The following is a 25,165-nucleotide window of genomic DNA, read 5'->3' on the forward strand; positions in this document are numbered from 1 at the left end:
GCGGTAGAGAGAAGAGGATGCACATACTCGCCACCACATCGTCGTCGCTTGACGACCTGATAGAGCCGGTCGACCTCAACCAGTCGCCCGCCGATGTGGTGGTGCTGTCCTTTTCCGGCAGCGATCTAAACGGGATTGCGGCAGCGTGGGATTCGGCTACGTTCGGCGGGATTGATACCCCCCTCTGGCCTGCCGCGCGCGACGGCGCCAACGCCCCCTCTCTCGCCCTCACCAACCTCTCCGATCTCCGCCATCCGATGTCCGTAGACTTGTGGCTGGAAAAAACCGCCTCCCACGCTAAGGTCATCCTCGTCCGCATCCTCGGCGGCTACGACCGTTGGGCCTATGGCGTCGACCAACTCCTCCGCCTGGCCCTCCGCAGGGGCATTATGGTCGCGCTTCTACCCGGCGAATGCAGCATCCGCGACGAGCGCCTAGCCGCCGCCTCAACGGTTTCGGAAGATACCCTTTCCGCCATCCTCACCTGCTTCCGCGAAGGCGGGCCGGACAATATGCGGCTTCTGGCCAGACAACTGGGCGCGCTGGCAAACGGCAACACCGAAGTCCTGCCCAAAGCGACACCGATGCCCAAAGCCGGCTTCTACAGGCCGGGCCAAGGCATTATCAGCTCCGACCTTCTTATGGCAGATTCGGCCTTCGATGCGCCTCGCCTGCCGGTTCTTTTCTATCGCTCCATGCTGCTGGCAAACGATGCCGCTCCGATCGATGCGCTGTTCGAGGCGTTGTCCGCCAAAGGCTTCGCCCCGCTGCCGATCTTCGTGAGCGGTATGAAGGATGCAGAAGCGATTGCCTTCGTCGAACAGGCAATCACCGATTTCCAGCCCGCGGCGATCATCGCAACCACCGCCTTCGCCAGCAGCACGGATGACAAAGGCGAGACCATTTTCGACCGCACCGGCATCCCGGTTTTCCAGGTCGTCGTCGCCACAACCCGGCGCGAGGGCTGGGTTGAAGGCAAGCGCGGCTTGAACCCTGCCGATCTCGCCATGCATGTCGTGCTGCCGGAACTCGACGGCCGCATCCTGGCCGGCGCGATTTCCTTCAAGGCTGGCGAAACTTCCTCCAACCTGATCAACAAGCCGGAAATGAACCGCGTTGAGCAGGTCGCAGACCGTATCGCTGCTTTCCTACGTTTGAAGCTGACAGCGCGCGCTGAGCGGAAAATCGTCATCCTGCTGCCAGACTATCCGAGTGCACCAGGCCGCACCGGCTATGCCGTCGGGCTGGATGTGCCGCAGAGCGTAATCGGGATGCTGCGGCAACTGTCTCTAGCCGGCTACTCGGTTTTCGATATTCCGGAGACGCCCCGTGAACTTCTCGATCTGCTGAGTCGAAAATCTGGTGCGCTGCCGCTCTCCGAATACGTGTCGGCGCCCGGCTCCGAGGCCGCTTGGGGTTCGCCTCGACAAGATACGGACGTCGAGGAGAATGCCTATCGCTTCCGTGCCGCCCAGTTTGGTAACATCACCGTCGCACTCGCTCCGGATCGTGGCCGCAACGCTGACCGTCGCGCCGACTACCACAGCCCCGACCTGCCCCCTCGTCCTGCATTGGTCGCCTTCGGCCAGTGGATGCGCCAAACCCTCGGCGCACATGCGATCGTACATGTCGGCGCACACGGCACACTGGAATGGCTGCCGGGCAAAACGGTCGCACTCTCCAGGGATTGCTTCCCGGAACTCGTAGCCGGAAACCTGCCGGTCATTTATCCCTTCATCGTTTCCAATCCGGGCGAGGCAGCCGTCGCAAAGCGCCGGATTTCTGCTGTCACGATAGGGCACTTGCCGCCGGCGCTCACCGGCGCCGGCCTTTCCGACGAACAGAAGAAGCTCGAACTGCTGGTCGACGAATATGCCCAGGCAGACGGTCTCGATCGCCGCCGTCGCGACCGGCTTGCCAAGCTGATCGTCGAAACGGCCCGTAACACCGATCTTGCTGTCGAAGCGGGTGTTTCCCGCGACGATGATCCGGATACCGCACTCAGCCGCATCGATGCCTTCCTCTGCGATCTCAAGGATTTCGCGATCAAGGACGGGCAGCATATATTCGGCGAGGCAGCCGAAGGCGACGACGATCCGCTGCGCATCGCCAGTGCTGAGACCGAACGGCAATCCCTTCTCGACGCATTGGATGGTAGCCACATCCGCCCCGGACCTTCGGGTGCTCCGGCACGCGGGCGCCGCGATGTCATGCCGACCGGTCGTAATCTCTTCGCCAGCGATCCGCGCACTCTGCCGACACAGACCGCCTTCGAACTCGGCAAACGTGCCGCGGACGAAATTCTGCGACGTTACCTTCAGGATCACGGTGACTGGCCCAAAAACCTCGTTTTCGATCTCTGGGGCAGCGCCTCGCTGCGAAGCGGCGGCGAGGAAGTCGCTCAGGTTCTGGCCCTAATGGGTGCCCGACCGGTGCAGGATGCCGCGACGGGGCGCGTGACTGGTATCGAGGTCCTGCCGCCCGCCCAACTCGGCCGGCCGCGCGTCGATGTGACCCTGCGCATTTCCGGCCTGTTCCGTGACATGTTCCCGGCTTTAATCGCCTTGCTCGACGCGGCCACACGCGCCATCGCAACCCGCGAGGAGGCGCAGGGGGACAATCCCCTCGCCGAAGAGGCTGCCAAACTCGGCCAGATACCGCCTCGCATCTTTGGCTCGGCCCCGGGCACTTATGGTTCCGGTATCGAAGAGAAACTGGCCGACGGGACTTGGAATCAGCGCGAAGAACTCGGCCGTGTCTATCTCGACGCCACCAGTCACGCCTTCGGCGGTGCGGAGGGGGAGGCAAGCCATGTGCCCGGGAAATTCGCTCAACGCATCGGCAGCGCCGATCTTCTGGTCCATACCGGCGACGACCCCGGCCGCGACCTTCTGGACGGCTCCGCGGATGTCGCCTTCATCGGCGGCTTTTCGGCGGCAGTCGCGGTTCTCGGCGGCAAGGCAGATGTTATCGCGCTCGATACGACCGATCCGCAGAAGCCGAAGGCCCGCTCGATATCCGAAGCCGTGACCCGCGTCGTGCGTGCCCGCGCCGTCAATCCTCGCTTCATTGCCGGCCAGATGCGCCATGGTCCGCGCGGCGCCGCCGAACTGGTGGAAACCGTCGACCGGCTGATCGGGTTTGCAGAGACCACCCACGCCATTCCGCAATCGCTGATCGACGCCACATACGACGCCTATCTCGGCGATGAGGCGGTGCGCGACTTCCTGCTTTCGCAGAATCCTGAAGGCATGCGCTACATGGGCGAGCGTTTTCGCTCGGCGCTGCGCCGTGGCCTCTGGCATCCACGCCGCAACGCGGTCGATGCGGAGCTGGAAATGCTTGCTGCGGAATGCGAACGGAGGAATGTCGCATGACCGCCTCTCGCTTCAACCAGCCCATTGCTTTTTCGACGTCCGACATGCAACGCGGCGCTTGCCCAGCCCTTTCGGCTCCCATGATGACCGGCGACGGCCTGCTCGCCCGAATTGTGCTAACCAGGGCCATATCGCCCGCCGAACTCGCCGAAATCGGGCGTCTCGCGCGCCTGCACGGTAACGGCATTATCGATATCTCTGCCCGCGGCAATCTGCAGGTACGAGGGCTGACCGAAGCCACTGCGCCGCTGCTCGACGCCGACGTCCGAAATATGAACCTGCCGCTGCGCGACGGGCTGGCCATCGAAGTCCCTCCACTGGCGGGCCGCGACGAAACGGAGATCGCCGATCCCCACCCGCTTGCGGAAGCGATTTGCAAGGGCGCTCGCGGCCTTACGGGACTGGCACCCAAAATGTCGATCGTCGTTGACGGAAATGGTCGGCTGAGGCTCTCGGACCTGTTGGCTGACATCCGGCTGATTGCTGTTCGCATCAGCGATGAAATCTTTTGGAAGGTATTGCTCGGCGGCACGGAAGAGTCCGGGCGTGTTTTCAATGTTTTACGTGAAACACAGGCGGTGGAAGCAGCGATGGATCTGCTCCGCCAGCTTTCGGAGCGCGGACCTAAGGCGCGCGGGCGCGATTTGGCAAATGGCCTCTCAGCAGATATCTCGGTTGATATGTATGAGATGCGACAGCGTGCAGCCGCCTTCTCTGCCGCAAGCGCGGAGATAGGGCATTTACTGCACAGCTCAAACCCCGCCTACGACGAGAATACAACGTCACCGTTTGATTTGTTCAACCTAACCGAAGGCCTCCACGCCACCGGCATCGGCCCGGCCTTCGGCCAGATCGAGGCTGAAGATCTCATCGCCCTTTGTGACGAGGCCGTACGCCTGGAAATCAAATCCCTCAAACCCGCCTTCGATCACTCTCTGATCTTTTTCGGGTCTTCCGAAGCCTGCGGGTTGCTCAATAAATTTGCCGCGGCAAACGGCTTCATCACATCGGCAACCGATCCGCGCAGCCATATCGCGGCCTGCCCCGGCAGCCCGGCCTGTGCTTCGGCAAACATCGCCACGCATGATATCGCAGCCCACGCCGCGGCAGAATGCGGCGACCTGCTTGACGGTTCTTTCAAGCTCCACGTCACCGGCTGCGCCAAGGGTTGCGCCCATCCGCAAGCCTCTGCACTCACCCTTTGCGGCACCTCAACCGGGCTTTCGTTCATTCACCAGGGAAAAGCTTCGGATCAACCCTTTGCGACGACCGCTTTTGCCGATACCAACGCCACGCTTCGACATCTTGCCTATCTCGTCAAATCGGAACGGCATGCGGGTGAAAATTCCGCCACCTGCCTTGCCCGGCTCGGGTCCGAGCGACTGGTAGCGGCAGCCATGCCAAGGGGCACATCAGGACGATCATGAACAATTACGACTATATCCGCGAAGGCGATGCAATCTACGAAAAGTCCTTTGCGATCATTCGCGAAGAGGCCGATCTTTCGACTTTTTCCAGCGAGCAGGCGGATATCGCGGTGCGCATGATTCATGCATGCGGACTGGTGGAATCGGCGGCGCATTTCCGTTTCTCGAAGGACTTTGTCTCACAGGCACGCGGCGCGCTCTACGACGGGCGCCCGATTTATTGCGATGCCGAGATGGTTTCGCATGGCATCACCCGCGCCCGCTTGCCTGCTCATAATGACGTCATCTGCACATTGCGCGACAGCCGCACGATCGAACTGGCAAAAACGATCGGCAACACCCGCTCGGCCGCAGCACTCGATCTGTGGGATGAGATGGAAGGCGCCGTGATCGCAATCGGCAATGCGCCCACCGCCCTCTTCCGCCTGCTCGAAATGCTGAATGCCGGCGCCCCGCGCCCTGCGGCGATCATCGGCATGCCGGTCGGCTTCGTCGGTGCCGCCGAATCGAAGGAGGCGCTGATGGAATCGACCCTTGGAATCCCTTACGCCATCGTCCGCGGCCGCATGGGCGGCTCCGCGATGACGGCCGCCTGCGTCAATGCGCTTGCGAGGGCAGGCCTGTGAACGCGGTCATTCTCAAGGGCAAGCTCACCGGCGTCGGTACCGGCCCCGGCGATCCGGAATTGCTGACGCTGAAAGCCGTCCGTGCCATCAGCGATGCAGACGTCGTCGCCTTCTTCTGCAAGAAGGGCTCGACCGGCAATGGCCGCGCTATCGTCGAGGCGCATATTCGTCCCGGCACGCTGGAACTGCCGCTCATCTATCCCGTCACCGTCGAGACCCAGAAGGACGAGGCCGATTACAAAGGCCCGATTTCCGATTTCTTCGACAAGTCGGCTGAAGATATCGCTGTGCTGCTCGATGCCGGCAAGAATGTCGTCGTGCTGAGCGAAGGCGACCCGCTGTTCTACGGCTCCTACATGCACCTGCATCTGAGGCTGCAGAACCGTTACCAGGCCGAAGTCGTGGCTGGCGTTACCGCCATGTCGGGCTGCTGGTCGATGACCGGCCTGCCGCTGGTGCAGGGCGACGATATCCTGAGCGTGCTGCCGGGCACACTGTCGGAAGAGATGTTGACCGAACGGCTGGCCAATACGGACGGCGCCGTCATCATGAAGGTCGGCCGCAACCTGCCGAAAATCCGTCGCGCACTTGCCTCGGTCGGAAAACTCTCCGGCGCGCTGTATGTCGAGCGCGGTACGATGGCGAACGGCGCTGCCCAAAGGCTGGACGAGCGCGACGAGAGCCCCGCACCCTATTTCTCCATCGTACTGGTTCCCGGCTGGAAGACACGCCCCGGAGAGGTGAAGTGACCGGCTCTCTGACCGTTGTCGGCCTTGGCCCGGGCAATCCGGACCAGATGACGCCGGAAGCGCTTGCCGCAATCTCGGCTGCCGAGGATTTCTTCGGCTATTTTCCCTATATCGACCGCCTGAACCTGCGCGCCAACCAGCGCCGCCACGCCTCCGACAACCGCGAGGAGCTTGTTCGCGCAAAGACCGCGCTGGAAATGGCGGCAAAAGGCGGCAAGGTCTGCGTCGTTTCCGGCGGCGATCCGGGTGTGTTCGCCATGGCCGCCGCCGTCTGCGAGGCGATCGACGAAGGTCCGGTCGAGTGGCGCGAGATCGAGTTGTCCGTCGTTCCGGGTGTCACCGCCATGCTGGCCGTGGCGGCCAAGGCTGGTGCGCCGCTCGGGCATGATTTCTGCGCAATTTCCCTGTCGAACAACCTGAAGCCCTGGGATATCATCGAAAAACGGCTGATCGCCGCGGCGCAGGCCGGTTTCGTGATGGCTTTCTACAACCCGATCAGCAAGGCCCGCCCGCGTCAACTCGGCGAGGCTTTCGATATTCTGCGTGCGCATCTTCCCGGCACCGTGCCGGTTATCTTCGGCCGCGCCGCCGGCCGGCCGGATGAAGCTATCCGCATCGTTCCGCTCGCTGAAGCCCAAGGCGACATGGCCGACATGGCCACCTGCGTCATCGTCGGCACGGCGGAAACGCGGATCATCGAGCGCGATGGAAACCGTCCGATCGTATATTCGCCGCGTTACTTCAAGGGTAACGCATGAGCCAGCCAAGCCAGCACCTCATCGACCGTCTCGACCGATTGCACCTCCGGCAGATCCGGACGGCGCACGAGAACGACGTCGATGCCGAGCGCTCGCGCCGCAGCGATTTTGCCGTAACTTGCCGGCCCGCCGCTGTTCTTGGCGACGATCACCTCGACATGATGTTCTCGAAGCAAACGGGCTTCGTCCGCCTCCGCAAAAGGCCCGCGCGCGGTCAGATAAACCGCATGCGGTATATCGAGCGGCGGCTCCACCGGATCGACACTGCGAATAAGATAGCTGTGCTGCGGGGCGGCCTCAAACGGCAAGAGCTCCTGCCGGCCGAGCGTCAGGAAAACGGTTCGCGCCTTTTCTCCAACCGCGATCACCGCTTCGGCAACGTTATCGACTTCGATCCAGCGATCATCCATTTGGCGCGGCCAAGGCAGGCGACGCAATGCAACCATCGGCACACCGGCGTGCCTGGAAGCCTCCACGGCATTGCGGGAAATCTGCGCGGCATAGGGATGTGTCGCTTCGATCAGGATCGAAACGCCCTTCTGCCGAAGGTAATCGGCAAGACCTGCCGCACCACCGAAACCACCGATGCGAACCGGTACCGGCTGTTCGGCCGGAGCCCGCGTTCGGCCGGCGAGCGAAAGTTCGGTGTCGAATCGCGGATCGTTGGCCAGCTTTTCTGCCAGTTTCCGGGCCTCGGCCGTACCGCCCAGAATGAGGATGGAGTGTCTCAAATTGCCTCCTGAATCAGTCGAAAAACCTTTAGCGGAAAGCCGCTGGCTGTCCATCGTCGGCATCGGCGAAGATGGGATAAAAGGGCTCGGTGAAAACGCCTGCGCGGCGATCTCGTCCGCATCGATAATCTTCGGCGGCAAGCGCCATCTTGAGCTTGCAGCAACATTGATCACCGGTGAAGCAAGACCATGGCCAACGCCCTTCGACGCAGCAATGCGTGATGTCGTGGCGCTGCGTGGCAAAAGCGTCTGCGTGCTCGCTTCCGGCGATCCGTTTTTCTTCGGTGTCGGCGCAACGCTGTCCCGTCATTTGTCAGCGGAAGAGTTCATCGCCTATCCTGCGCCCTCGGCTTTTTCGCTTGCAGCCTCTCGGCTTGGCTGGCCGCTGCAGGAGATTGAAACCGTCTCGCTGCATGGCCGACCGCTCGAACTCATCCGACCCCTACTGCATCCCGGTCGGCGCGTCATTGCCTTGACGTCGGATGAAAACGGACCGGCGGAATTGGCGGCTCTGCTGACCGCAACCGGCTTCGGCCAGTCACGCCTGACCGTTCTGGAGGCGGTCGGCGGATATCAGGAGCGCATTCGGTCGACAAAGGCCGACGAGTTTGCATTGCAGGATATCAATGTTCTAAACGTCGTTGCGGTCGAAGTTGCTGCCGCATTGTCTGCCCGCATCCTTCCCCGCGGTTTCGGGCTGGATGACAGCTTGTTTGAGCACGATGGCCAAATCACCAAACGGGAAATCCGCGCCCTGACAATCTCGGCTCTCAGCCCCCGCCGTGGTGAATTGCTCTGGGATATCGGCGCCGGTTCCGGCTCGATCAGCGTCGAATGGATGCTCGCCGATCCATCCCTGAAGGCGATAGCAATCGAAGCTCATCCTGAACGCGCCGCCCGTATCCGTCGCAATGCGATCGCTTTGGGCGTGCCGGGGCTGACGCTCATTGAAGGACAGGCACCGGCCGCACTCGCCGGATTGCCGCAGCCGGACGCGATCTTTATTGGCGGCGGAGGCAGCGAGCCGGGTGTTTTCGATGCCGCAGTCGATGCTTTGAAGCCGGGTGGCCGTCTTGTCGCCAATGCCGTGACATTGGAGATGGAAGCGGTTCTGCTCGCCGCGCATGCCAAACATGGTGGAGACTTAATCCGCATCGAAGTCTCCCGCGCCGCACCCATCGGCTCCATGTCCGGCTGGAAGCCGGCCATGCCGGTCACGCAGTGGAGTTGGGTAAAACAATGATCGCCGCGGGGCTCGGTTGTCGGAAAGGAACGTCGGCGGAAGCTCTGCTTTCCGCAATCGACATGGCCTGTGACAGTGCCGGCATTTCACGTGAATCGATTGCCGCGCTCGCGACGGGGGAAATCAAACGCCATGAAAAGGGCTTGAATGAACTTGCGGCCCAGTTGGGCTTGCCGCTGCATGTCTTCGGCGAAGCGGCTTTGAAACAGGCAGAAGGCCGCACGCAAACGGTTTCAAAACATAGCCTTGCACAGACATCCACCCCCAGCCTTTCGGAAGCTGCGGCACTTGTGGCTGCCGGGGAAGGCTCAGAACTCATCGTCGCCCGGCTGATTGCCGATGGTGCGACCTGCGCCTTGGCGCGATCCAGGGATAATTCATGACCGTGCATTTCATCGGCGCCGGACCGGGCGCCGCCGACCTCATCACTGTCCGCGGCCGCGATATTCTCGCCCGCTCGCCTGTCTGCCTTTACGCCGGCTCGATCATGCCGAAGGAATTGCTCGACTGGTGCCCGAAGGATGCGCGCATCGTCGATACTGGCTCGCTGTCACTGGACGAGATCGAGGCTGAATATGTCGCAGCCCACAAGGCCGGCAGGGACGTGGCGCGGCTGCATTCCGGCGATCTTTCCGTCTGGAGCGCGGTGGCCGAACAGATCCGTCGGCTGGAAAAGCACGGTATCGATTATACGCTGACCCCCGGCGTGCCGTCCTTTGCCGCCGCGGCTGCGGCGCTGAAACGCGAACTGACAATCCCTGAAGTGGCGCAGAGCCTCGTACTGACCCGCGTTTCCGGCCGCGCTTCGAAAATGCCGGAGGGCGAAACGCTTGCGGCTTTCGGGAAGACCGGTGCAACGCTGGCAATCCATCTTGCCATTCACGCGCTCGGTAAAATCGTCGCGGAACTGACCCCGCTTTATGGCGCCAATTGTCCGGTTGCAATCGTCGTACGCGCCTCCTGGCCTGAAGAGCGTATCATCAAGGGCATGCTTGCCGACATCGAAGCCAAACTGGCTGAGGAACCGGCAGAAAGAACAGCCCTGATCTTCGTCGGCAAGGGGCTTGGCGCAACGGACTTCGTTGAGAGCCAACTTTACAATGCCGACTATGTGCGCCGTTTCCGGCCCGGTTGGGATCAGATGGTCCAGGATCAGGCAAGCGATCAGGCGGGCAAGGATTCCGAATGATCGGTTTGCGTAAACGGTGCGCGGCCGACCAGCCGGCCTTCGCGGTCGAAGACCAGGATTTCCAGCGCCACCGCCGGATCCTTGAGCGCTTTCGCGGCCGTTTTCCAGGCAAGCGCCGCAATGCGATCCCCGAGAACCAACCCGCTTTCGCCCGCAAGCGTAAAGGCATGCGAAACGGTGTTGGCCGAGGATATGCGCTCGACCAGAGCCTTGTCCGCCCCGGCGTCCGCCGCAAGTTTCGCCAGAGCCTCCAGATCGGCCAGTCCGCGCTTGGAATGCACGTCCAGCATGCCCTGGGCAAGCTTGGTCATCTTGGCAACACCTCCGGCGATCGTCACCTTGGGCACTGGATGATCGCGCAGGTATTTCAGCATGCCGCCTACGAAGTCGCCCATGTCGATCAGCGCGATCTCGGACAGCCCGTGGTACGCCTGCGCCGCCTTTTCAGACGTATTGCCGGTGGCGCCGGAGACGTGATCGAGGCCAGCGGCGCGCGCCACATCGATGCCGCGCCAGATGGAATGGATCCAGGCCGAGCAGGAAAACGGAATGACGATCCCCGTCGTGCCGAGGATCGATATGCCGCCCAGGATGCCGAGCCGGCCGTTCATCGTCTTCACGGCGATCTTCTCGCCGTCAGCGACGGAAATTTCCACTTCGAAATCGGTCTCGCCACCGGCCACTTCGGCGATCGCCTGCGCGATCATCTTGCGCGGGACCGGGTTGATCGAAGGCTCACCCGGCGGCAGAGGCAGGCCGGGAAGAGTAACCGTGCCGACACCCGGACCAGCCTTGAATTTGATACCGCTGCCAATCGCTCCGCGCCGCACGGTGCTCATGATCAGCGCCCCATGCGTGACGTCCGGATCGTCGCCGGCATCCTTGACAATGCCGGCCTTGGCGACCCCCTCTCCGATCTCTTCCAGCGCAAGCGCAAAGCTCGGCTGCTGTCCGCCGGGAAGCGTCACCTCAACCATTGTCGGAAATTGGCCAGAAAGCAGCGCAAGACAGGCCGCCTTGCTGGCCGCCGCCGCGCAGGTTCCCGTGGTCCAGCCACGACGCAGGTTCTTGCCATCTGTTTCCGGGGCTGCTTCCATAGCCGTTTCTATATCCCGACCAGGCTGACGCGTCACCGGTCAAAGGTTCGCATATGAATACGAGTATCGAAACAATTGTCGCAGCCCCCGAATTCCAGTCTGGTCATGTCTGGCTGGCCGGCGCCGGCCCCGGCCATCCGCGGTATCTGACGCTGGAAGTGGCCGATGCGCTGGCCAAGGCGGACGTGATCGTCCACGATGCGCTGGTCTCCGACGGCGTCTTATCTCTGGCGAAAACAACCGATCTGATTTTCGTGGGAAAACGCGGCGGCAGGCCCTCCGTCGCGCAGGACGATATCACCACCAAGCTGATCGAACTCGCCAAGGCAGGAAAGCGCGTGCTGCGGCTGAAGGGCGGTGATCCCTTCGTCTTCGGCCGTGGCGGCGAGGAGGCGGAGGCTCTGGTCAAGGAAGGCATTCCCTTCCGCATCCTGCCCGGCATGACCTCGGCATTGGCGGCGCTTGCCGCCGCCAATATCCCGGCAACGATGCGAGGCATCAGCCGCTCCATCACACTCGCCACCGGCCATGCTGCCGGCACCGAAGGCGATCTCGACTGGAAGGCGCTGGCGAAGACCGGCGAACCGATCGTCGTCTACATGGGCGTCAGCACGATCGGCACCATCGCCCGGCTGCTGATCGAAGGCGGACGCTCACCGGATACGCCAGTTGCGGTGCTGATGGCGGCCACCACGCCGGACGAGCGGTCGATGACCGCGACGCTCGAGACGGTCGAGGCCGAGGTGAAGCGGCAGAATTTTGCCGCTCCCGCCCTGATCGTCATTGGCAGGATCGTTTCCATGCAGGCTATTCTTTCCGGATCTGCCCAATGACCCCCCGCGCCCTCATCATCGGCGCCCCGCGCTCCGGTTCCGGCAAGACCAGCGTCACGATCGGCCTGTTGCGCGCCTTTGCCCGCCGCGGCGTCAAGGTGCGCGGCATCAAGACCGGGCCGGACTATATCGATCCCGGCTTCCACGAGGCGGCAACCCACCTGCCTGGCCTCAATCTCGACAGCTGGGCGATGGCGCCGGATCTTCTTCGGCATCTGGCCCGCGAACAGGCCGAGGACGCCGAACTGATCCTGATCGAAAGTGCCATGGGCCTGTTCGACGGCATCGTCACCGAGCCGAACCGCTCCGGTGCAGCCTCCGATCTCGCGCGCCTTTTCGGCCTGCCGGTGCTGCTGGTGCTGGATGTTTCCGGCCAAAGCCAGACGGCCGCTGCCGTCGCCTGCGGCTTTATGCATTACGATCCGGCGGTGAAGATCGCCGCCTGCATCCTGAACCGCGCCGGCAGCGAGCGGCACAAGAAGCTCTCCGGCGACGCGATCGAAGCGATCGGCCTGCCCGTCGTCGGTACCGTCCTGCGCGATCCAACGCTGATCCTGCCCGAACGACATCTTGGTCTCGTACAGGCCAGCGAACATCCGGAAATGGATGCCCATATCGAGCGACTGGCGGATGCTATGGAACGCTCTCTCGACCTCGACGCAATTCTTGCCGCCGCGAAACCTTTCGAAATCCCTGAAGGTTCTGTGGAAAAGGCCCTATTGCCACCCGGCCAGCGGATTGCGCTGGCGGAAGATGCGGCTTTCACCTTCCTCTACCCGCATATCAAGCGGGAATGGCGGGCCATGGGCGCCGAGATTGTGCCTTTCTCGCCGCTTGCCGATGAAGCGCCGCCTGCTGACTGCGAGATCTGCTGGTTACCGGGCGGATACCCCGAACTGCATCCGGGCAAGCTTGCCGCAGCAGAAAACTTCAAGGCTGGCCTTAAGGCATTTTCCGAGACGAAACCGGTTCACGGCGAGTGCGGTGGCTATATGGTGCTCGGCGAGACGCTGGAGGATGCGGACGGCATCACCCATGCCATGACCGGAATGCTTTCCCACCGCACCAGCTTCGCCAAACGCAAGATGAACCTCGGTTACCGGCAGGCAACGCTCCGTTCCGCCTGCCCGATCGGACAACACGGCGAAACCATCCGCGGCCATGAGTTTCATTATGCCAGCACCGTCTCGCAAGGAACGGACGAGCCGGTGGCGACGATCGCCGACGGCACAGGCAAGGAGATAGGCCCCTCCGGCGGCCGGCGGGGCCTCGTCAGCGGAACCTTCTTTCACGCGATTGCTCGCGGCTGAAAGAGCCAAGCCATCACCCTGAGTTGCAATCAATTCTCTAATGAAAAACAGCCGTCGCATCGACGTCACTTTATGTCGCTTAGAATGCAGCGCATTATCGGGATACACACCTTAATCCCGACAGGCATTGCCATGCGGCAGGCAGAACAGTTCCGGTGCGACCTCGAGGCGCAAAACGCTTTGATTCTCGTTCCTTCAGAAAGGAAGAAGGCCGGCAGCAACCGGAGCATTTCCCAATATCGATAAGAGGCCGAACCGATGGGAGAGGAAACCCGCGGCAAGGACCTAAATAATGCAGTTTCAACGCGCAACGATAAGAGGAACAGGGGAATGAACGATTTTACCAAATATCTCGCAGGCCGCGTGACCGCAGGTGGTATGAACCGCCGCGAGTTCATGGGCCGCGCCATGGCCGCCGGCATGACGCTGAGCGCAGCCGGCAGTCTTTTCGCCACCAGCGCGTCCGCCCAGACTCCTAAGAAGGGCGGCACGATCAAGCTCGGCCTCGAGGGCGGCGCAGCAACCGACAGTATCGATCCCGCCAAGGCGACCTCGCAGGTGATGTTCTGTGCCGTCCGCACCTGGGGCGACACGCTGGTCGAAACCCATCCGCAGACCCGCGCACCGCTTCCGGCACTCGCCGAATCCTGGTCGCCGTCACCGGACGCCAAGATCTGGACCTTCAAGATCCGCAAGGGTGTGCAGTTCCACAACGGCAAGGAAATGACCACCGACGACGTGGTCGCAACCCTGAAGCGCCACAGCGACGCCAAGGCCGAATCCGGCGCGCTCGGCGTCATGAAGGCGATCACCAGCATCGAGAACAAGGGCGGTGACCTGGTCGTCACGCTCGATTCCGGCAATGCCGACCTGCCGCAGATTTTTACCGACTACCATCTGGTCATCCAGCCGAACGGCGGCATCGACAACCCGACCGCCGGCATCGGCACCGGCGCCTATAAGGTCACGAGCTTCCAGCCCGGCGTGCGCATGACCTTCGAGAAGAATGCCAACGACTGGCGCTCCGATCGCGGCTTCGCCCAGAATCTCGAATTCATCACCATGAACGACGCGACGGCGCGTATCGCCGCGCTCTCCTCCGGTCAGGTGCATTACATCAACCGCGTCGATCCGAAGACCGTGCCGCTTCTGAAGCGCGCGCCGAATGTCGAGATCCTGACAACGCCGGGCGGCGGCCACTACGTCTTCATCATGCATTGCGACACGGCGCCGTTCGACAATAACGACCTTCGGCTGGCGCTGAAATACGCGATCGACCGCGAGGAAATGGTCACCCGCATTCTCGGCGGCTATGGCAAGGTCGGCAACGACTTCCCGATCAACGACACCTATGCCCTCTTCCCCGAGGGCATCGAGCAGCGCAAATACGATCCGGACAAGGCGGCTTTCCACTACAAGAAGTCCGGCCATAGCGGTTCCGTCCTACTGCGCACTTCGGAAGTCGCCTTCCCGAGTGCCGTCGATGCCACCGCCCTTTTCCAGCAGAGCGCCAAGAAGGCCGGCATCAACATCGAAATTCGCCGCGAACCGGGTGACGGCTACTGGACCAACGTCTGGAACAAGCAGCCTTTCTCGGCTTCCTACTGGGGCAGCCGCGCCACGCAGGACCAGTTCTATTCCGGCGCTTACCTCTCGACCGCCGACTGGAACGACACCCGCTTCAAGCGCCCGGATTTCGACAAGCTGCTGATTGCCGCGCGCTCGGAACTCGACGAAAAGAAGCGCAAGGACATGTATCGTCAGATGGCGATGCTGGTCCGCGACGAAGGCGGCGTCATCCTGCCGATGTTCAACGACTATGTGAACGCCTCCACCAAGCAGGTGAAGGGCTACGTCAACGACATCGGCAACGACATGTCGAACGGTTACGTCGCAACGAGAATCTGGCTCGACGCCTGATCACCGGTCGGATTACTCTCCTGTAATCCAGCTCGGGCCGCGAACCTTAAATTTCGCGGCCCGCCTTCTCGTTCCAGAACCGGGATTTTGCGCTGATGTCCAACCCACCCGAGACCGGCACATTGCCAGGCCTGAGATTCAGGTCGCGCTTTCCGTTGCTGGCCCTGATCCTCGAGCGGTTTCTCCTGTCGCTCGCATTGCTGCTGGCCGTTTCCGTGCTGATCTTCGGCGGCATCGAAGCCCTGCCGGGCGACTTTGCCTCGACCTATCTCGGCCAATCGGCGACACCGCAGGCGATCGCCAATATCCGCGCGGATCTTGGTCTCGATCGCTCGGTCGTAACCCGCTATTTCGAATGGCTGGGTGGGGCCGTGCAAGGCGATTTCGGCACGTCCTGGGCCAGCAAGAACTCGGTTTCCGAACAGGTCGGAAACCGGCTGGGCAATTCGCTGTTTCTCGCCGCCTTCGCGGCGATCATTGCCGTACCGCTCGCCGTCGGGCTCGGCATGCTCTCGGTACATTTTCGCAATCGCATGCCGGACAAGATTATCAACGTCATCTCTCTGGCCGCGATCTCGCTGCCGGAATTCTTCATCGGCTACCTGCTGATCCTCTGGTTCGCGGTCAATTTCGGCATCGCCACTTTCCCGGCGACCGTCTTCGACGGCATGGGCTTTTTCGATCGTATCAAGACGATCGCCCTGCCGACCGCAACGCTGGTCCTCGTCGTGCTCGCCCATATGATGCGCATGACCCGCGCCGCCATCCTCTCGGTCATGTCGTCCGCCTATATGGAAACGGCCGAGCTCAAGGGGCTTTCCGCCTGGCGGGCGATCGTCAAACATGCCGCTCCGAACGCGCTGGCGCCGATCATCAACGTCGTGGCGCTCAACCTCGCCTATCTCGTGGTTGGCGTTGTGGTGGTGGAGGTCGTCTTCGTTTACCCCGGCATGGGCCAGTACATGGTCGATGCGGTGACGGTGCGTGACATGCCTGTCGTGCAGGCTTGCGGCTTGATCTTCGCCGCCGTCTACATCTTCCTCAATATGCTCGCCGATATTCTCGCGATCGTCGCCAACCCCCGTCTGAGGCATCCGCGATGAGAGCACGCGATATTCCCATCACCGCCTGGATTGGCATGGCCGGCATCGTGCTTGCCGTCATCTGCGCCATCTTCGCACCGCTGCTGGCGCCCTATAGCGAAACGGAAGTCGTCGGCGCCGTCTGGCAACCGGCGGATCAGCAATTCTTCTTCGGCCTCGACAACCTTGGCCGCGATATCCTTTCGCGGCTGATCTACGGTGCCCGCACGACGCTGTTCGTGGCGCTCGCGGCCACCGTCATCTCGTTTTCGCTGGGCATCATGCTGAGCTTCATCGCCGCCGTCACGGGCGGTATCGTCGATACGGTCTTTTCCCGCTTCAACGACCTGATGATGTCGATCCCAACGCTGATCTTCGCGCTCGTCGTGCTTGCTGTCCTGCCGCAGCACCTGATCGTGCTGATACTCGTCATGGCGATCCTCGATTCCACCCGCGTCTATCGCCTCGGTCGCGCCGTAGCGCTCGACGTGGCGGTGATGGAATTCGTCGAGGCGGCCAAGCTGCGTGGCGAAGGCACGACCTGGATCATTTTCCGCGAAATCCTGCCCAATACCCTTTCGCCGCTGCTGGCCGAATTCGGCCTGCGCTTCGCCTTCTCGATCCTGTTCCTGTCGACGCTTTCCTTCCTCGGCCTCGGCATCCAGCCGCCGACTGCCGACTGGGGCGGCATGGTGAAGGAAAACAAGGACGGCATCATCTTCGGTATTTCGGCCGCATTGGTGCCCGGTTCGGCGATTGCAGCGCTTGCCGTCTGCGTCAATCTTGTCGTCGACTGGCTGCTGAAACGAACCTCCAGCCTCAAGGGAGGACGCGGCGATGCTTGAGACTTCGAACCATCTCCTATCCGTCCGCAATCTCAAGATCGAGGCGACCAGCTACCCGCCTGGCGAGCCACCGAAACGAATCACCATCGTCGATGGCGTCTCGTTCGATCTGCAGCGCGGCAAGGTGCTCGGCCTGATCGGCGAATCCGGCGCCGGCAAATCGACGATCGGCCTTTCGGCGCTCGCCTATGGCCGCGGCGGCGCCGAAATCACCGGCGGCGAGGTCTCGCTGAACGGCAGCGATATCCTGACGCTCGGCAAGGGTGGCATCCGCTCCATCCGCGGTGCCAAAGTCTGCTATGTGGCGCAATCGGCCGCCGCTGCCTTTAACCCCGCTCATAAGCTCGGCGACCAGGTGATCGAGGCCTCGGTCAAACACGGGCTGATGACGAAGGAAGATGCCCGCAAGCGCGCGCTCTACCTCTTCCGCGTGCTCGGCCTGCCGAACCCGGAAACCTTCGGCGACCGTTTTCCGCACCAGGTCTCCGGCGGCCAGTTGCAGCGCGCCATGACCGCGATGGCGCTCTGTTCCAACCCGGAACTGATCGTCTTCGACGAACCGACCACCGCACTCGACGTGACTACCCAGATCGACGTGCTGGCCGCGATCAAACACGCGATCGAGGAGACTGGCACCGCCGCGCTCTATATCACCCACGATCTCGCCGTGGTGGCACAGATCTCCGACGACATGATGGTGCTGCGGCACGGCAAGACGGTGGAATACGGCTCCGTCCAGCAGATCATCGAGGCACCGACACAGGACTATACGCGAGCACTCGTCAACGTCCGCCAGGAAATCCGCCACGAAGCGCCCGACCAGTCGAAACCGCTCCTGAAGGTCGACAATATCAGCGCCCAATATTCAAACGGTTTCAAGGTGCTGCACGGAGTCTCGCTGCATCTCTGCAAGGGTCAGACGCTGGCGATCGTCGGCGAATCCGGCTCGGGAAAATCGACGCTGGCACGCGTCATCACCGGCCTCCTGCCCCCAAGCGACGGAAAGATCACCTTCGAAGACAAGCCACTTACGCCGAGCCTCAAGAGCCGCCCGCGCGACGATCTCCGCCGCATCCAGCTCATCTACCAGATGGCCGATACGGCGATGAACCCGCGCCAGACGGTACGCGACATCATCGGCCGGCCGCTGACCTTCTATTACGGCCTGCGCGGCAGCGCGAAAACCGCCCGCGTCGCAGAACTGCTCGACCAGATCGAGATGGGCAACGGCTTCCTCAACCGTTACCCGGCTGAATTGTCCGGCGGCCAGAAACAGCGCGTCGCCATCGCCCGGGCGCTTGCCGCCAAGCCGGAACTCATCCTCTGCGACGAGCCCACCTCGGCGCTCGACCCGCTGGTGGCGGAAGGCATTCTGAAGCTCCTGATGAAACTGCAGGAAGAGCAGCAGCTCTCCTACGTCTTCATCACCCACGACATTGCCATTGTCCGCGCGATAGCCGATTCCGTCGCAGTCATGCATCGCGGCAAGCTGGTGCGTTTTGGGCCGAAATCGCAGGCGCTGTCGCCACCCTTCGACGACTATACCGATCTACTGCTGAAGTCAGTTCCCGAGATGGAGATCGGCTGGCTGGAACGGGTGCTGACGACGCGGCGGATGGAAAGTGCGGGGAATTGATGGACCCAAGCCGCAGCCCGTCATCCGCCCGCCGTCACCTCTCCCCGTAAAGACCGGGAGAAGGGAGCAAGCTGCAAGCTCTGAAGTCCCCTCTCCCCGCCTGCGGGGAGAGGGTTAGGGTGAGGGGCAAAGCTTCGCTCACCAAGCTTAATTCCTGAAATGAAAGCCCACCCATGACCGACCGCCCCTTCACCACCATCGAAAACCAATGGATTACGCTGAAGGATGGCACTCGCCTCGCCGCCCGTATCTGGCTGCCGGATGACGCCGAAGCCGACACAGTACCGGCCGTCTTCGAATTCCTGCCCTACCGCAAGCGCGACGGAACGGCAGCTCGTGACGAATCCACCTATCCGGTCTTTGCGGCCGCCGGCATTGCCGGCGTGCGGGTGGATATCCGCGGCTCCGGTGAATCGGACGGCGTCATCGACGGCGAATATACCGAGCTCGAGCTGGCCAATGCCTGCGAACTGATCGCCTGGATCGCTGCCCAGCCGTGGTCGAACGGCAATGTCGGCATGATGGGTATTTCCTGGGGCGGCTTCAACGGCCTGCAGGTGGCGGCACTCCGTCCGCCGGCGCTGAAGGCGGTCATCTCGATCGCCTCGACCACCGATCGCTACAATGACGATATCCATTACAAGAACGGTTGCCACCTTTCGGCCCAGCTCTCCTGGGCTGCGACCATGCTCGCTTACCAGTCCCGCTCGCCCGATCCGGACCTCGTCGGCAACCGCTGGCTTGAAATGTGGATGGAGCGGTTGGAAAACGAACCCTTCTTCATGGAGGAATGGCTTTCCCACCAGCGCCGCGACGACTTCTGGAAACACGGTTCGATCGCAGAAGATTTTTCCGCGGTTGAAATCCCGACACTGGTAGTTGCCGGCTGGGCCGACGGCTACCGCAACACGCCGCTGCTCGCGGCCGAAGGTCTCGGCGAAAAATCCAAGGCGCTGATTGGCCCCTGGGTCCACAAATACCCGCATTTCGCCTGGCCGAAACCGCGTGCCGATTTCCATGGCGAAGCGATCGCCTTCTGGAACCGCTGGCTACGCGGCGAGGAAAACGGCATCGAGAACCTGCCCCAAGTGCGCGCCTATATCATCGATGGTCCGAAACCGGCCGTTCGCCGCGATGTCGAGCCCGGCACATGGATATCGAAACAGCGCTGGAGCGAGCCGGAAGCCCAATGTTTCTACGTCGACCAGTTCGGCGCGCTTCTCGAAGGCATGCCGATCCCGCACGCACCGCCGCATGAAATTTACCTGAAATCGCCACTCGATACCGGCACCGCCTCGGGCGAATGGTTCACGCTGAAGCCGGATGCCGAAATGGCCGGCGACCAGCGCGTCGACGATGCCGGTTCGCTGACTTTCGAAACCTTGCCGCTGACGGAAGGCAAATCCTTCCTCGGCCGCCCGGTTCTGACCGTGACGCTTCGCTGCGATGCCGAACTTGCCAATCTCTGCGCCCGTATCGTCGATGTGCATCCGGATGGCGCCGCTACCCGCGTCTCCTTCGGCGTCATCAACCTCGCCCATCGCGACGGCAACGAGAACCCAAAGCCGCTCAGGCCTGGTGAACCAGTCACGATCCGGCTCGAACTCGATACCTGCGGTTACCGCTTCGGCGAAAGCCACCGAATCCGGCTATCCTTGTCGACCGCCTACTGGCCGACCGTGCTGCCGCCGCCGACCGATCCGGGCCTGACAATCGACATCGCCTCCCTCGGCCTCGCCATGCCGAAACTTGGTGAGCATGAGGCCTTCGAGATGAAACAGCCGAACAATCCCGATCCGCTGCCGAAATATACGGAACACGCGCCGGCCGAGACGAAACGCAGTGTTACCCGCGACCTCTCCGCAAACCGTACGGACTACCACATCCACGAGGACACCGGATTGTTCGAACATCCGGACACCGGTCTCGCCACCCGTCAACTGCGTGAAGAAACTTGGTCGATCAAGCCGGATGATCCGCTGTCGATGACCGGTGTTTCAACATGGACCTGCGACATGCAGCGGGAGGGCTGGTCGGTGCGCACCGTTTCCACCTCGCGCATCTCCTGCACGGCAACGGACTGGCTGATCGGCGCGTCTGTGATCGCCTATGAAGGCGAAAGGCAGGTCTTCGAAAAGACCTTCGAAAAGGTCATTCCGCGCGACCTGATGTAGCAAGCCGCCGCACTGCTTCGCAAAGCGCCTTGAAACCGTCCGCTGCGCCCGGGCTCATGTGCCGGGCGCGCAGCCAGGCATGCACCATCTGCGGTTCGCTCCGGAAGACGGCTTCGACGCCTGCCTGCCGCAGCCGTTCGGTATAAATTCGGCCATCGTCCCGCAATGGATCGAAATGCGCGACGGTGACATAGGCCGGCGGCAGGCCGGAGAGGTCGGTGGCCTTCAGCGGATGCGCCACGGGCTCATCTTTCGGCGCCTTCAGAACCGCCCGATAATAGGCGACATCCGCCGTCGTCAGCCCCGGCGCATGCGCCATCTCCTCATACGAGCCTGACACCAGATCGCCGCCGAGGCCGGGATAGATCAGCACCTGGCCGACAATGCCGGAAAGCCCCTCATCCCGCGCCCGCAGCACCAGCCCCGCGGCCAGATTGCCGCCTGCACTGTCGCCGATCACCACGACCTGCCGACCCTGTCCGATCAACTGTTTCAGCACGGCAAAACAATCATCCGTCTGCGCCGGCCAGACATGTTCCGGAGCCAGATGGTAATCGACCGAAACCAGTTCCGCACCGGTAGCTTCGGCAATCTCCGCGCAGATCGCATGATGGCTCTGCAGCGAACCGACCACGAAGCCACCGCCATGCAGGTACAGAAGCACGTTTTCCGTACCAATCTTCGCCGGCCGATAACGCCGGATCGGCAAGACCAGCATCTCGTCCTGAAAGATCATCCCTTTCGGCAGCGGCTGATCGAAGCGGGCGCAAAGCGCATCATACCAGGCCCGTTGCTGCTCGATCGAGGCGTCCACAGCATCGGGCGGATAAAATCCGTCGCAGATCTTCAGAAATTCGAGGATCTCAGGCTCCTGTGGATAAGGTCCTGTCTTGGAAACGGAATTGTCCATCGCGGTCGAACCTCTCTTCCTGGTCTGGAGACAAGGTTAGGGCGGCGCCACAGGTCTCACAAGCACCGGATGCGCCGGCACATCGCGGATTGAAGACGCGAATGGCTCTTGCAAGTCGGAAGCGAGCTTCTAGTCTGCAGTACTTCGCATGTTCCAACAGCAAGGTGTCATCCGTGACGGATTTCAAAAAGACCCGCTCGCTCTTCCATCTGCCGGAAGGCGTCATCTATCTCGACGGCAATTCGCTCGGCCCGCTGCCGATCGCCGCCAAGGACCATGTCGCCAAATTGATGACGGACGAATGGGGCGAGTTGCTGATCAAGGGCTGGAACAAGGCCGGCTGGATGATGATGCCGCGCAGGATCGGCGACCGGGTCGGCAAGCTAGTGGGTGCGGCGGAAGACACCGTCGTGATGGGCGACACCCTGTCTATCAAGGTCTATCAGGCACTCGCCTCCGCCGTCGATCTCGTGCCGGAGCGCAAGGTCATCCTTTCCGACAGCGGCAATTTTCCTTCCGACCTCTACATCGCCCAAGGCTTGATCGGCTCGCTCGGCCGCGGCCATGAGCTGAAGATCGTCGAGCCGGAAGACGTCGAAGCCGCGATCGACGAAAACGTCGCAGTGCTGATGCTGACCGAGGTGGATTACCGCACAGGACGTCTGCACGACATGAAGGCGCTGACAAAAAAGGCGCATTCCGTCGGCGCAATCACCGTCTGGGATCTCGCCCACTCCGCCGGTGCTCTGCCGGTCGATCTTGATGGCGCTGAGGCGGATTTCGCCGTCGGCTGTACTTACAAATACCTGAACGGCGGTCCTGGCGCACCGGCCTTCATCTATGTCGCACCGCGTCATCTGGAAAAGGTCCGCCCGGCGCTCTCCGGCTGGCTGGGGCACGAGTCACCCTTCGCTTTCGATCTCGGTTACCGTCCCGGCGGCGGCATCGATCGTATGAGGGTCGGCACACCGCCGATCATCGGCCTTGCGGCACTCGATGTGGCGCTGGATGCCTGGGAAGGCGTCGACATGGCGGATCTGCGCCGTCAATCGATAAAACTCTGCGATCTCTTTGTTGCGGAAGTCGAGAAGCGCTGCCCCATGCTCACCCTCGGTTCGCCGCGCGATGGGAACAAGCGTGGCAGCCAGATTTCCTTCCTGCATGCGGAAGGTTATGCGATCATGCAGGCCTTGATCGCCCGCGGCGTAATCGGCGATTTCCGCGCCCCGAACGCCATCCGCTTCGGCTTCACGCCGCTTTATATCGGCGAAAAGGATGTTCTGGCGGCGGTCGATATCCTCGCGGATATCATGACCAATAGTCTCTGGGATACGGCCGAATACAAGCAGAAGGCACTTGTAACCTGATGCGCCGAATACGGCTTTAGCGGCGGAGACCCGAATGACCGACGAGCGCCCCACAAGAAAGCTTGCAGGCGTCGTGCCGTATCGTATGGCGCGCAGCAATGCGGAAATGGTCAAGCTCGTCAGCCTGCTCTGCGAGGCGAACGGTTTTACGCTCAATCTCTGGCGGGTCATGTCGGCGATCGGCAGTTTCCGTTCGATCTCGCCGATGGAGATCGGCAAGCTGACGACGATCGATAAGGCGATGATATCGCGGGCGATCCGCGACCTTGTCGATCGCGGCCTGATCCTCCGCCGCGCCGATGAGCGCGATGCCCGCTGGGCGCAGATCGAACTGACGGAAGCGGGTACGGCCGTGTTCGACCGGATGGTCTCCGGCATCGACGCGCTCGAAAAACATCTCTTCGGTGAGATCGGACCGGAGAAGATGGACGCGTTCATGGACATGCTGACACTTGTGGAGCGCCGCGCCAAGGCCACGCGAGAGCTGATCGAGGCAAATGGCAAGCCCGGTTTCGCCAGCATTTTCGGCAAGGATACCGAGTAAGCCGACACGCTGAAAAGCATAGGCCCGACAACCGGACAACCTTGCTTCACCACCACCTGGATTGTTTACAAAGAAACAATCTCCCTGTAAACAAACAGGCGGGCGGGAGGAGATCGCCCTTTTCGATCTGGGAGGATCTTATGAAGAACCGGTTTCTCGCCGGGATCGCGGTTGTTGCCGTCGTGTCCCTGCCGCTGATGGCTGCCCCTGCATTCGCCGACATCACGATCGGCGTCACCGTCTCGTCTACCGGCCCGGGCGCCGCGCTTGGCATTCCCCTGAAGAATTCCGTCGAATTGTGGCCGACCGAAGTCGGCGGCGAAAAGCTCAAGGTCATCGTGCTGGATGATGCCGGCGATCCGTCGACCGCCACCACCAATGCCCGCCGCTTCGTCAACGACGACAAGGTCGATGTCATCGTCGGCTCGGCTTTGACGCCGGCCTCGATCGCCGTTGCCAATGTAGCATCCGAAAGCAGCACCCCGCATTTTAGCTGCTCGCCGGTGCCGCCGAACATTTCCAAGGGCAAATGGACCTTCATCATGCCGCAGGATGCCGGCCTGATCGCCAAGAACCTGTTTGCCAAGATGAAGGCAGACGGCATCAAGACGGTCGGCTATATCGGCTTTTCGGATAGCTATGGCGACCTGTGGATGGGCCAGTTCAAGGCGATTGGCGAGCAATACGGCCTGAAGGTCGTCGCTGACGAACGTTACGCCCGCCCGGACACTTCCGTTTCCGGCCAAGTGCTGAAGCTCGTTGCCTCCCGCCCGGATGCGGTCTTCGTCGGCGCCTCCGGCACCGGCGCTGCCCTGCCGCAGATTGCGCTGCGCGAACGCGGCTTCACTGGCAAGGTTTACCAGACCCACGGCGCCGTCACCTTCGACTTCCTGAAGATCGCCGGCAAGGCCGCTGATAACACGGTTTTTGCCTCCGGCCCGGCCATGGCGCCGGAAGCCTTGGCCGATACGGCCGAAACCAAGCCGGAAGGCATGGCCTATGTAACGGCCTATGAGAAGAAATACGGTCCGAACACCCGCACCCAGTTCGGCCCGCATATCAACGATGCCATGGCCGTGCTGAAAAAGGCGATCCCGATCGCGCTGAAGAAGGCCAAGCCCGGCACGCCGGAATTCCGTGCCGCCCTGCGTGACGCAATCGAAACCGGCGGCCCGTTCCCGGCCAGCCAGGGCGTTTTCAACTTCAAGGCTGACGATCACCTCGGCCTCGATGATCGCGCCGTGGTGCTGTTTACGGCCAAGGACGGCAAGTTCGAACTGATCAAGTAAGCCGGCTATGGTTAGTGTTACGCGGGTGGCTCCCTTCTCCAGCGAGGAGAAGGTAGCC

The 25,165-nt window shown here is 62.0% G+C and carries 21 protein-coding genes; 18 read left to right on the plus strand and 3 right to left on the minus strand.

Features of this window, described 5'->3' with window-relative positions; all coding sequences use genetic code 11:
- Positions 1–17 precede the first annotated feature (17 nt).
- Genes cobN through KX729_RS23630 form a run of 5 tightly spaced genes read left to right on the plus strand, consistent with a single transcriptional unit; the run spans position 18 to position 6,937 of the window.
- Complete coding sequence (cobN, locus tag KX729_RS23610; protein ID WP_219744946.1) at positions 18–3,377, plus strand: cobaltochelatase subunit CobN; 3,360 nt, start codon at positions 18–20, stop codon at positions 3,375–3,377.
- Entirely contained in the window at positions 3,374–4,804 is a 1,431-nt protein-coding gene (cobG, locus tag KX729_RS23615) for a precorrin-3B synthase (RefSeq protein ID WP_246617802.1), read from the plus strand. The genes cobN and cobG overlap by 4 nt, the downstream gene beginning before the upstream one ends.
- Positions 4,801–5,430 carry a precorrin-8X methylmutase gene (locus tag KX729_RS23620; protein WP_219744947.1) on the plus strand — a complete coding sequence of 210 codons (630 nt, stop codon included), beginning with the start codon at positions 4,801–4,803 and terminating at the stop codon, positions 5,428–5,430. Before cobG ends, KX729_RS23620 begins: the two co-directional genes overlap by 4 nt.
- Positions 5,427–6,179, plus strand: a complete 753-nt coding sequence (locus KX729_RS23625; protein ID WP_219744948.1) for a precorrin-2 C(20)-methyltransferase — start codon at positions 5,427–5,429, stop codon at positions 6,177–6,179. Before KX729_RS23620 ends, KX729_RS23625 begins: the two co-directional genes overlap by 4 nt.
- On the plus strand, positions 6,176–6,937 hold the full coding sequence (locus KX729_RS23630) for a precorrin-3B C(17)-methyltransferase (protein ID WP_219744949.1): 762 nt from the start codon (positions 6,176–6,178) through the stop codon (positions 6,935–6,937). The genes KX729_RS23625 and KX729_RS23630 overlap by 4 nt, the downstream gene beginning before the upstream one ends.
- Here the strand turns inward: KX729_RS23630 and KX729_RS23635 are convergent.
- Positions 6,916–7,668 carry a cobalt-precorrin-6A reductase gene (locus KX729_RS23635; RefSeq protein ID WP_219744950.1) on the minus strand — a complete coding sequence of 251 codons (753 nt, stop codon included), beginning with the start codon at positions 7,666–7,668 and terminating at the stop codon, positions 6,916–6,918. The two genes, KX729_RS23630 and KX729_RS23635, sit on opposite strands and share 22 nt — an antisense overlap.
- On the opposite strand from KX729_RS23635, the gene cbiE reads away from it, so the two are divergent.
- From cbiE to cobM, 3 genes are read left to right on the plus strand one after another with little or no spacing between them, the layout of a single operon-like run.
- Entirely contained in the window at positions 7,655–8,911 is a 1,257-nt protein-coding gene (gene cbiE, locus KX729_RS23640; RefSeq protein WP_219744951.1) for a precorrin-6y C5,15-methyltransferase (decarboxylating) subunit CbiE, read from the plus strand. The genes KX729_RS23635 and cbiE overlap by 14 nt on opposite strands.
- Complete coding sequence (locus KX729_RS23645; RefSeq protein ID WP_219744952.1) at positions 8,908–9,294, plus strand: cobalamin biosynthesis protein; 387 nt, start codon at positions 8,908–8,910, stop codon at positions 9,292–9,294. The genes cbiE and KX729_RS23645 overlap by 4 nt, the downstream gene beginning before the upstream one ends.
- Positions 9,291–10,100: a precorrin-4 C(11)-methyltransferase gene (gene cobM, locus KX729_RS23650; RefSeq protein ID WP_219744953.1), complete on the plus strand. Its 810-nt coding sequence runs from the start codon at positions 9,291–9,293 to the stop codon at positions 10,098–10,100. The genes KX729_RS23645 and cobM overlap by 4 nt, the downstream gene beginning before the upstream one ends.
- Here the strand turns inward: cobM and KX729_RS23655 are convergent.
- Complete coding sequence (locus KX729_RS23655; RefSeq protein WP_219744954.1) at positions 10,076–11,197, minus strand: cobalt-precorrin-5B (C(1))-methyltransferase; 1,122 nt, start codon at positions 11,195–11,197, stop codon at positions 10,076–10,078. The genes cobM and KX729_RS23655 overlap by 25 nt on opposite strands.
- A gap of 53 nt (positions 11,198–11,250) precedes the next feature.
- On the opposite strand from KX729_RS23655, the gene cobA reads away from it, so the two are divergent.
- From cobA to KX729_RS23690, 7 genes are all read left to right on the plus strand, one after another.
- A complete protein-coding gene (gene cobA / locus KX729_RS23660) occupies positions 11,251–12,030 on the plus strand; it encodes a uroporphyrinogen-III C-methyltransferase (RefSeq protein WP_219744955.1) in 780 nt (259 codons plus the stop codon).
- Positions 12,027–13,340, plus strand: a complete 1,314-nt coding sequence (locus KX729_RS23665; protein ID WP_219744956.1) for a cobyrinic acid a,c-diamide synthase CobB — start codon at positions 12,027–12,029, stop codon at positions 13,338–13,340. Before cobA ends, KX729_RS23665 begins: the two co-directional genes overlap by 4 nt.
- Positions 13,341–13,670: 330 nt before the next feature.
- Positions 13,671–15,260, plus strand: coding sequence for an ABC transporter substrate-binding protein (locus KX729_RS23670; protein ID WP_219744957.1), 1,590 nt, complete (start codon positions 13,671–13,673; stop codon positions 15,258–15,260).
- A 95-nt stretch (positions 15,261–15,355) separates the two neighbouring features.
- On the plus strand, positions 15,356–16,363 hold the full coding sequence (locus tag KX729_RS23675) for an ABC transporter permease (RefSeq protein WP_219744958.1): 1,008 nt from the start codon (positions 15,356–15,358) through the stop codon (positions 16,361–16,363).
- Positions 16,360–17,187, plus strand: a complete 828-nt coding sequence (locus tag KX729_RS23680) for an ABC transporter permease (protein ID WP_219744959.1) — start codon at positions 16,360–16,362, stop codon at positions 17,185–17,187. The genes KX729_RS23675 and KX729_RS23680 overlap by 4 nt, the downstream gene beginning before the upstream one ends.
- Positions 17,180–18,823 (plus strand): ABC transporter ATP-binding protein, encoded by a 1,644-nt coding sequence (locus KX729_RS23685; RefSeq protein WP_219744960.1) that lies wholly within the window; start codon positions 17,180–17,182, stop codon positions 18,821–18,823. Before KX729_RS23680 ends, KX729_RS23685 begins: the two co-directional genes overlap by 8 nt.
- Positions 18,824–18,996: 173 nt before the next feature.
- Positions 18,997–20,997, plus strand: coding sequence for a CocE/NonD family hydrolase (locus KX729_RS23690; protein ID WP_219744961.1), 2,001 nt, complete (start codon positions 18,997–18,999; stop codon positions 20,995–20,997).
- On the opposite strand, the gene KX729_RS23695 is transcribed toward KX729_RS23690, so the two are convergent.
- Positions 20,975–21,907 carry an alpha/beta hydrolase gene (locus KX729_RS23695; protein WP_219744962.1) on the minus strand — a complete coding sequence of 311 codons (933 nt, stop codon included), beginning with the start codon at positions 21,905–21,907 and terminating at the stop codon, positions 20,975–20,977. The two genes, KX729_RS23690 and KX729_RS23695, sit on opposite strands and share 23 nt — an antisense overlap.
- Before the next feature lie 173 nt (positions 21,908–22,080).
- Between KX729_RS23695 and kynU the strand changes: the two genes are divergently transcribed.
- The 3 genes from kynU (at position 22,081) to KX729_RS23710 (ending at position 25,107) form a co-directional block, all read left to right on the plus strand.
- On the plus strand, positions 22,081–23,274 hold the full coding sequence (gene kynU / locus KX729_RS23700) for a kynureninase (protein ID WP_219744963.1): 1,194 nt from the start codon (positions 22,081–22,083) through the stop codon (positions 23,272–23,274).
- A gap of 34 nt (positions 23,275–23,308) precedes the next feature.
- Positions 23,309–23,818 carry a MarR family winged helix-turn-helix transcriptional regulator gene (locus KX729_RS23705; protein WP_219744964.1) on the plus strand — a complete coding sequence of 170 codons (510 nt, stop codon included), beginning with the start codon at positions 23,309–23,311 and terminating at the stop codon, positions 23,816–23,818.
- Between the two features lie 140 nt (positions 23,819–23,958).
- Positions 23,959–25,107, plus strand: a complete 1,149-nt coding sequence (locus KX729_RS23710) for an ABC transporter substrate-binding protein (RefSeq protein WP_219744965.1) — start codon at positions 23,959–23,961, stop codon at positions 25,105–25,107.
- Positions 25,108–25,165 lie beyond the last annotated feature (58 nt).

Origin of the sequence: Neorhizobium populisoli, from assembly GCF_019430945.1 — a bacterium.
Lineage (GTDB): Bacteria > Pseudomonadota > Alphaproteobacteria > Rhizobiales > Rhizobiaceae > Neorhizobium > Neorhizobium populisoli.

Coding starts and splice junctions, on each gene's coding strand:
- cobN (WP_219744946.1), top strand. CDS start 18: ATGCACATACTCGCCACCACATCGTCGTCGCTTGACGACCTGATAGAG.
- KX729_RS23665 (WP_219744956.1), top strand. CDS start 12,027: ATGACCCCCCGCGCCCTCATCATCGGCGCCCCGCGCTCCGGTTCCGGC.
- KX729_RS23685 (WP_219744960.1), top strand. CDS start 17,180: ATGCTTGAGACTTCGAACCATCTCCTATCCGTCCGCAATCTCAAGATC.
- KX729_RS23705 (WP_219744964.1), top strand. CDS start 23,309: ATGACCGACGAGCGCCCCACAAGAAAGCTTGCAGGCGTCGTGCCGTAT.
- cobG (WP_246617802.1), top strand. CDS start 3,374: ATGACCGCCTCTCGCTTCAACCAGCCCATTGCTTTTTCGACGTCCGAC.
- KX729_RS23675 (WP_219744958.1), top strand. CDS start 15,356: ATGTCCAACCCACCCGAGACCGGCACATTGCCAGGCCTGAGATTCAGG.
- KX729_RS23655 (WP_219744954.1), bottom strand. CDS start 11,197: ATGGAAGCAGCCCCGGAAACAGATGGCAAGAACCTGCGTCGTGGCTGG.
- KX729_RS23695 (WP_219744962.1), bottom strand. CDS start 21,907: ATGGACAATTCCGTTTCCAAGACAGGACCTTATCCACAGGAGCCTGAG.
- KX729_RS23620 (WP_219744947.1), top strand. CDS start 4,801: ATGAACAATTACGACTATATCCGCGAAGGCGATGCAATCTACGAAAAG.
- cobM (WP_219744953.1), top strand. CDS start 9,291: ATGACCGTGCATTTCATCGGCGCCGGACCGGGCGCCGCCGACCTCATC.
- KX729_RS23645 (WP_219744952.1), top strand. CDS start 8,908: ATGATCGCCGCGGGGCTCGGTTGTCGGAAAGGAACGTCGGCGGAAGCT.
- KX729_RS23680 (WP_219744959.1), top strand. CDS start 16,360: ATGAGAGCACGCGATATTCCCATCACCGCCTGGATTGGCATGGCCGGC.
- KX729_RS23710 (WP_219744965.1), top strand. CDS start 23,959: ATGAAGAACCGGTTTCTCGCCGGGATCGCGGTTGTTGCCGTCGTGTCC.
- KX729_RS23670 (WP_219744957.1), top strand. CDS start 13,671: ATGAACGATTTTACCAAATATCTCGCAGGCCGCGTGACCGCAGGTGGT.
- cobA (WP_219744955.1), top strand. CDS start 11,251: ATGAATACGAGTATCGAAACAATTGTCGCAGCCCCCGAATTCCAGTCT.
- cbiE (WP_219744951.1), top strand. CDS start 7,655: ATGGAGTGTCTCAAATTGCCTCCTGAATCAGTCGAAAAACCTTTAGCG.
- KX729_RS23690 (WP_219744961.1), top strand. CDS start 18,997: ATGACCGACCGCCCCTTCACCACCATCGAAAACCAATGGATTACGCTG.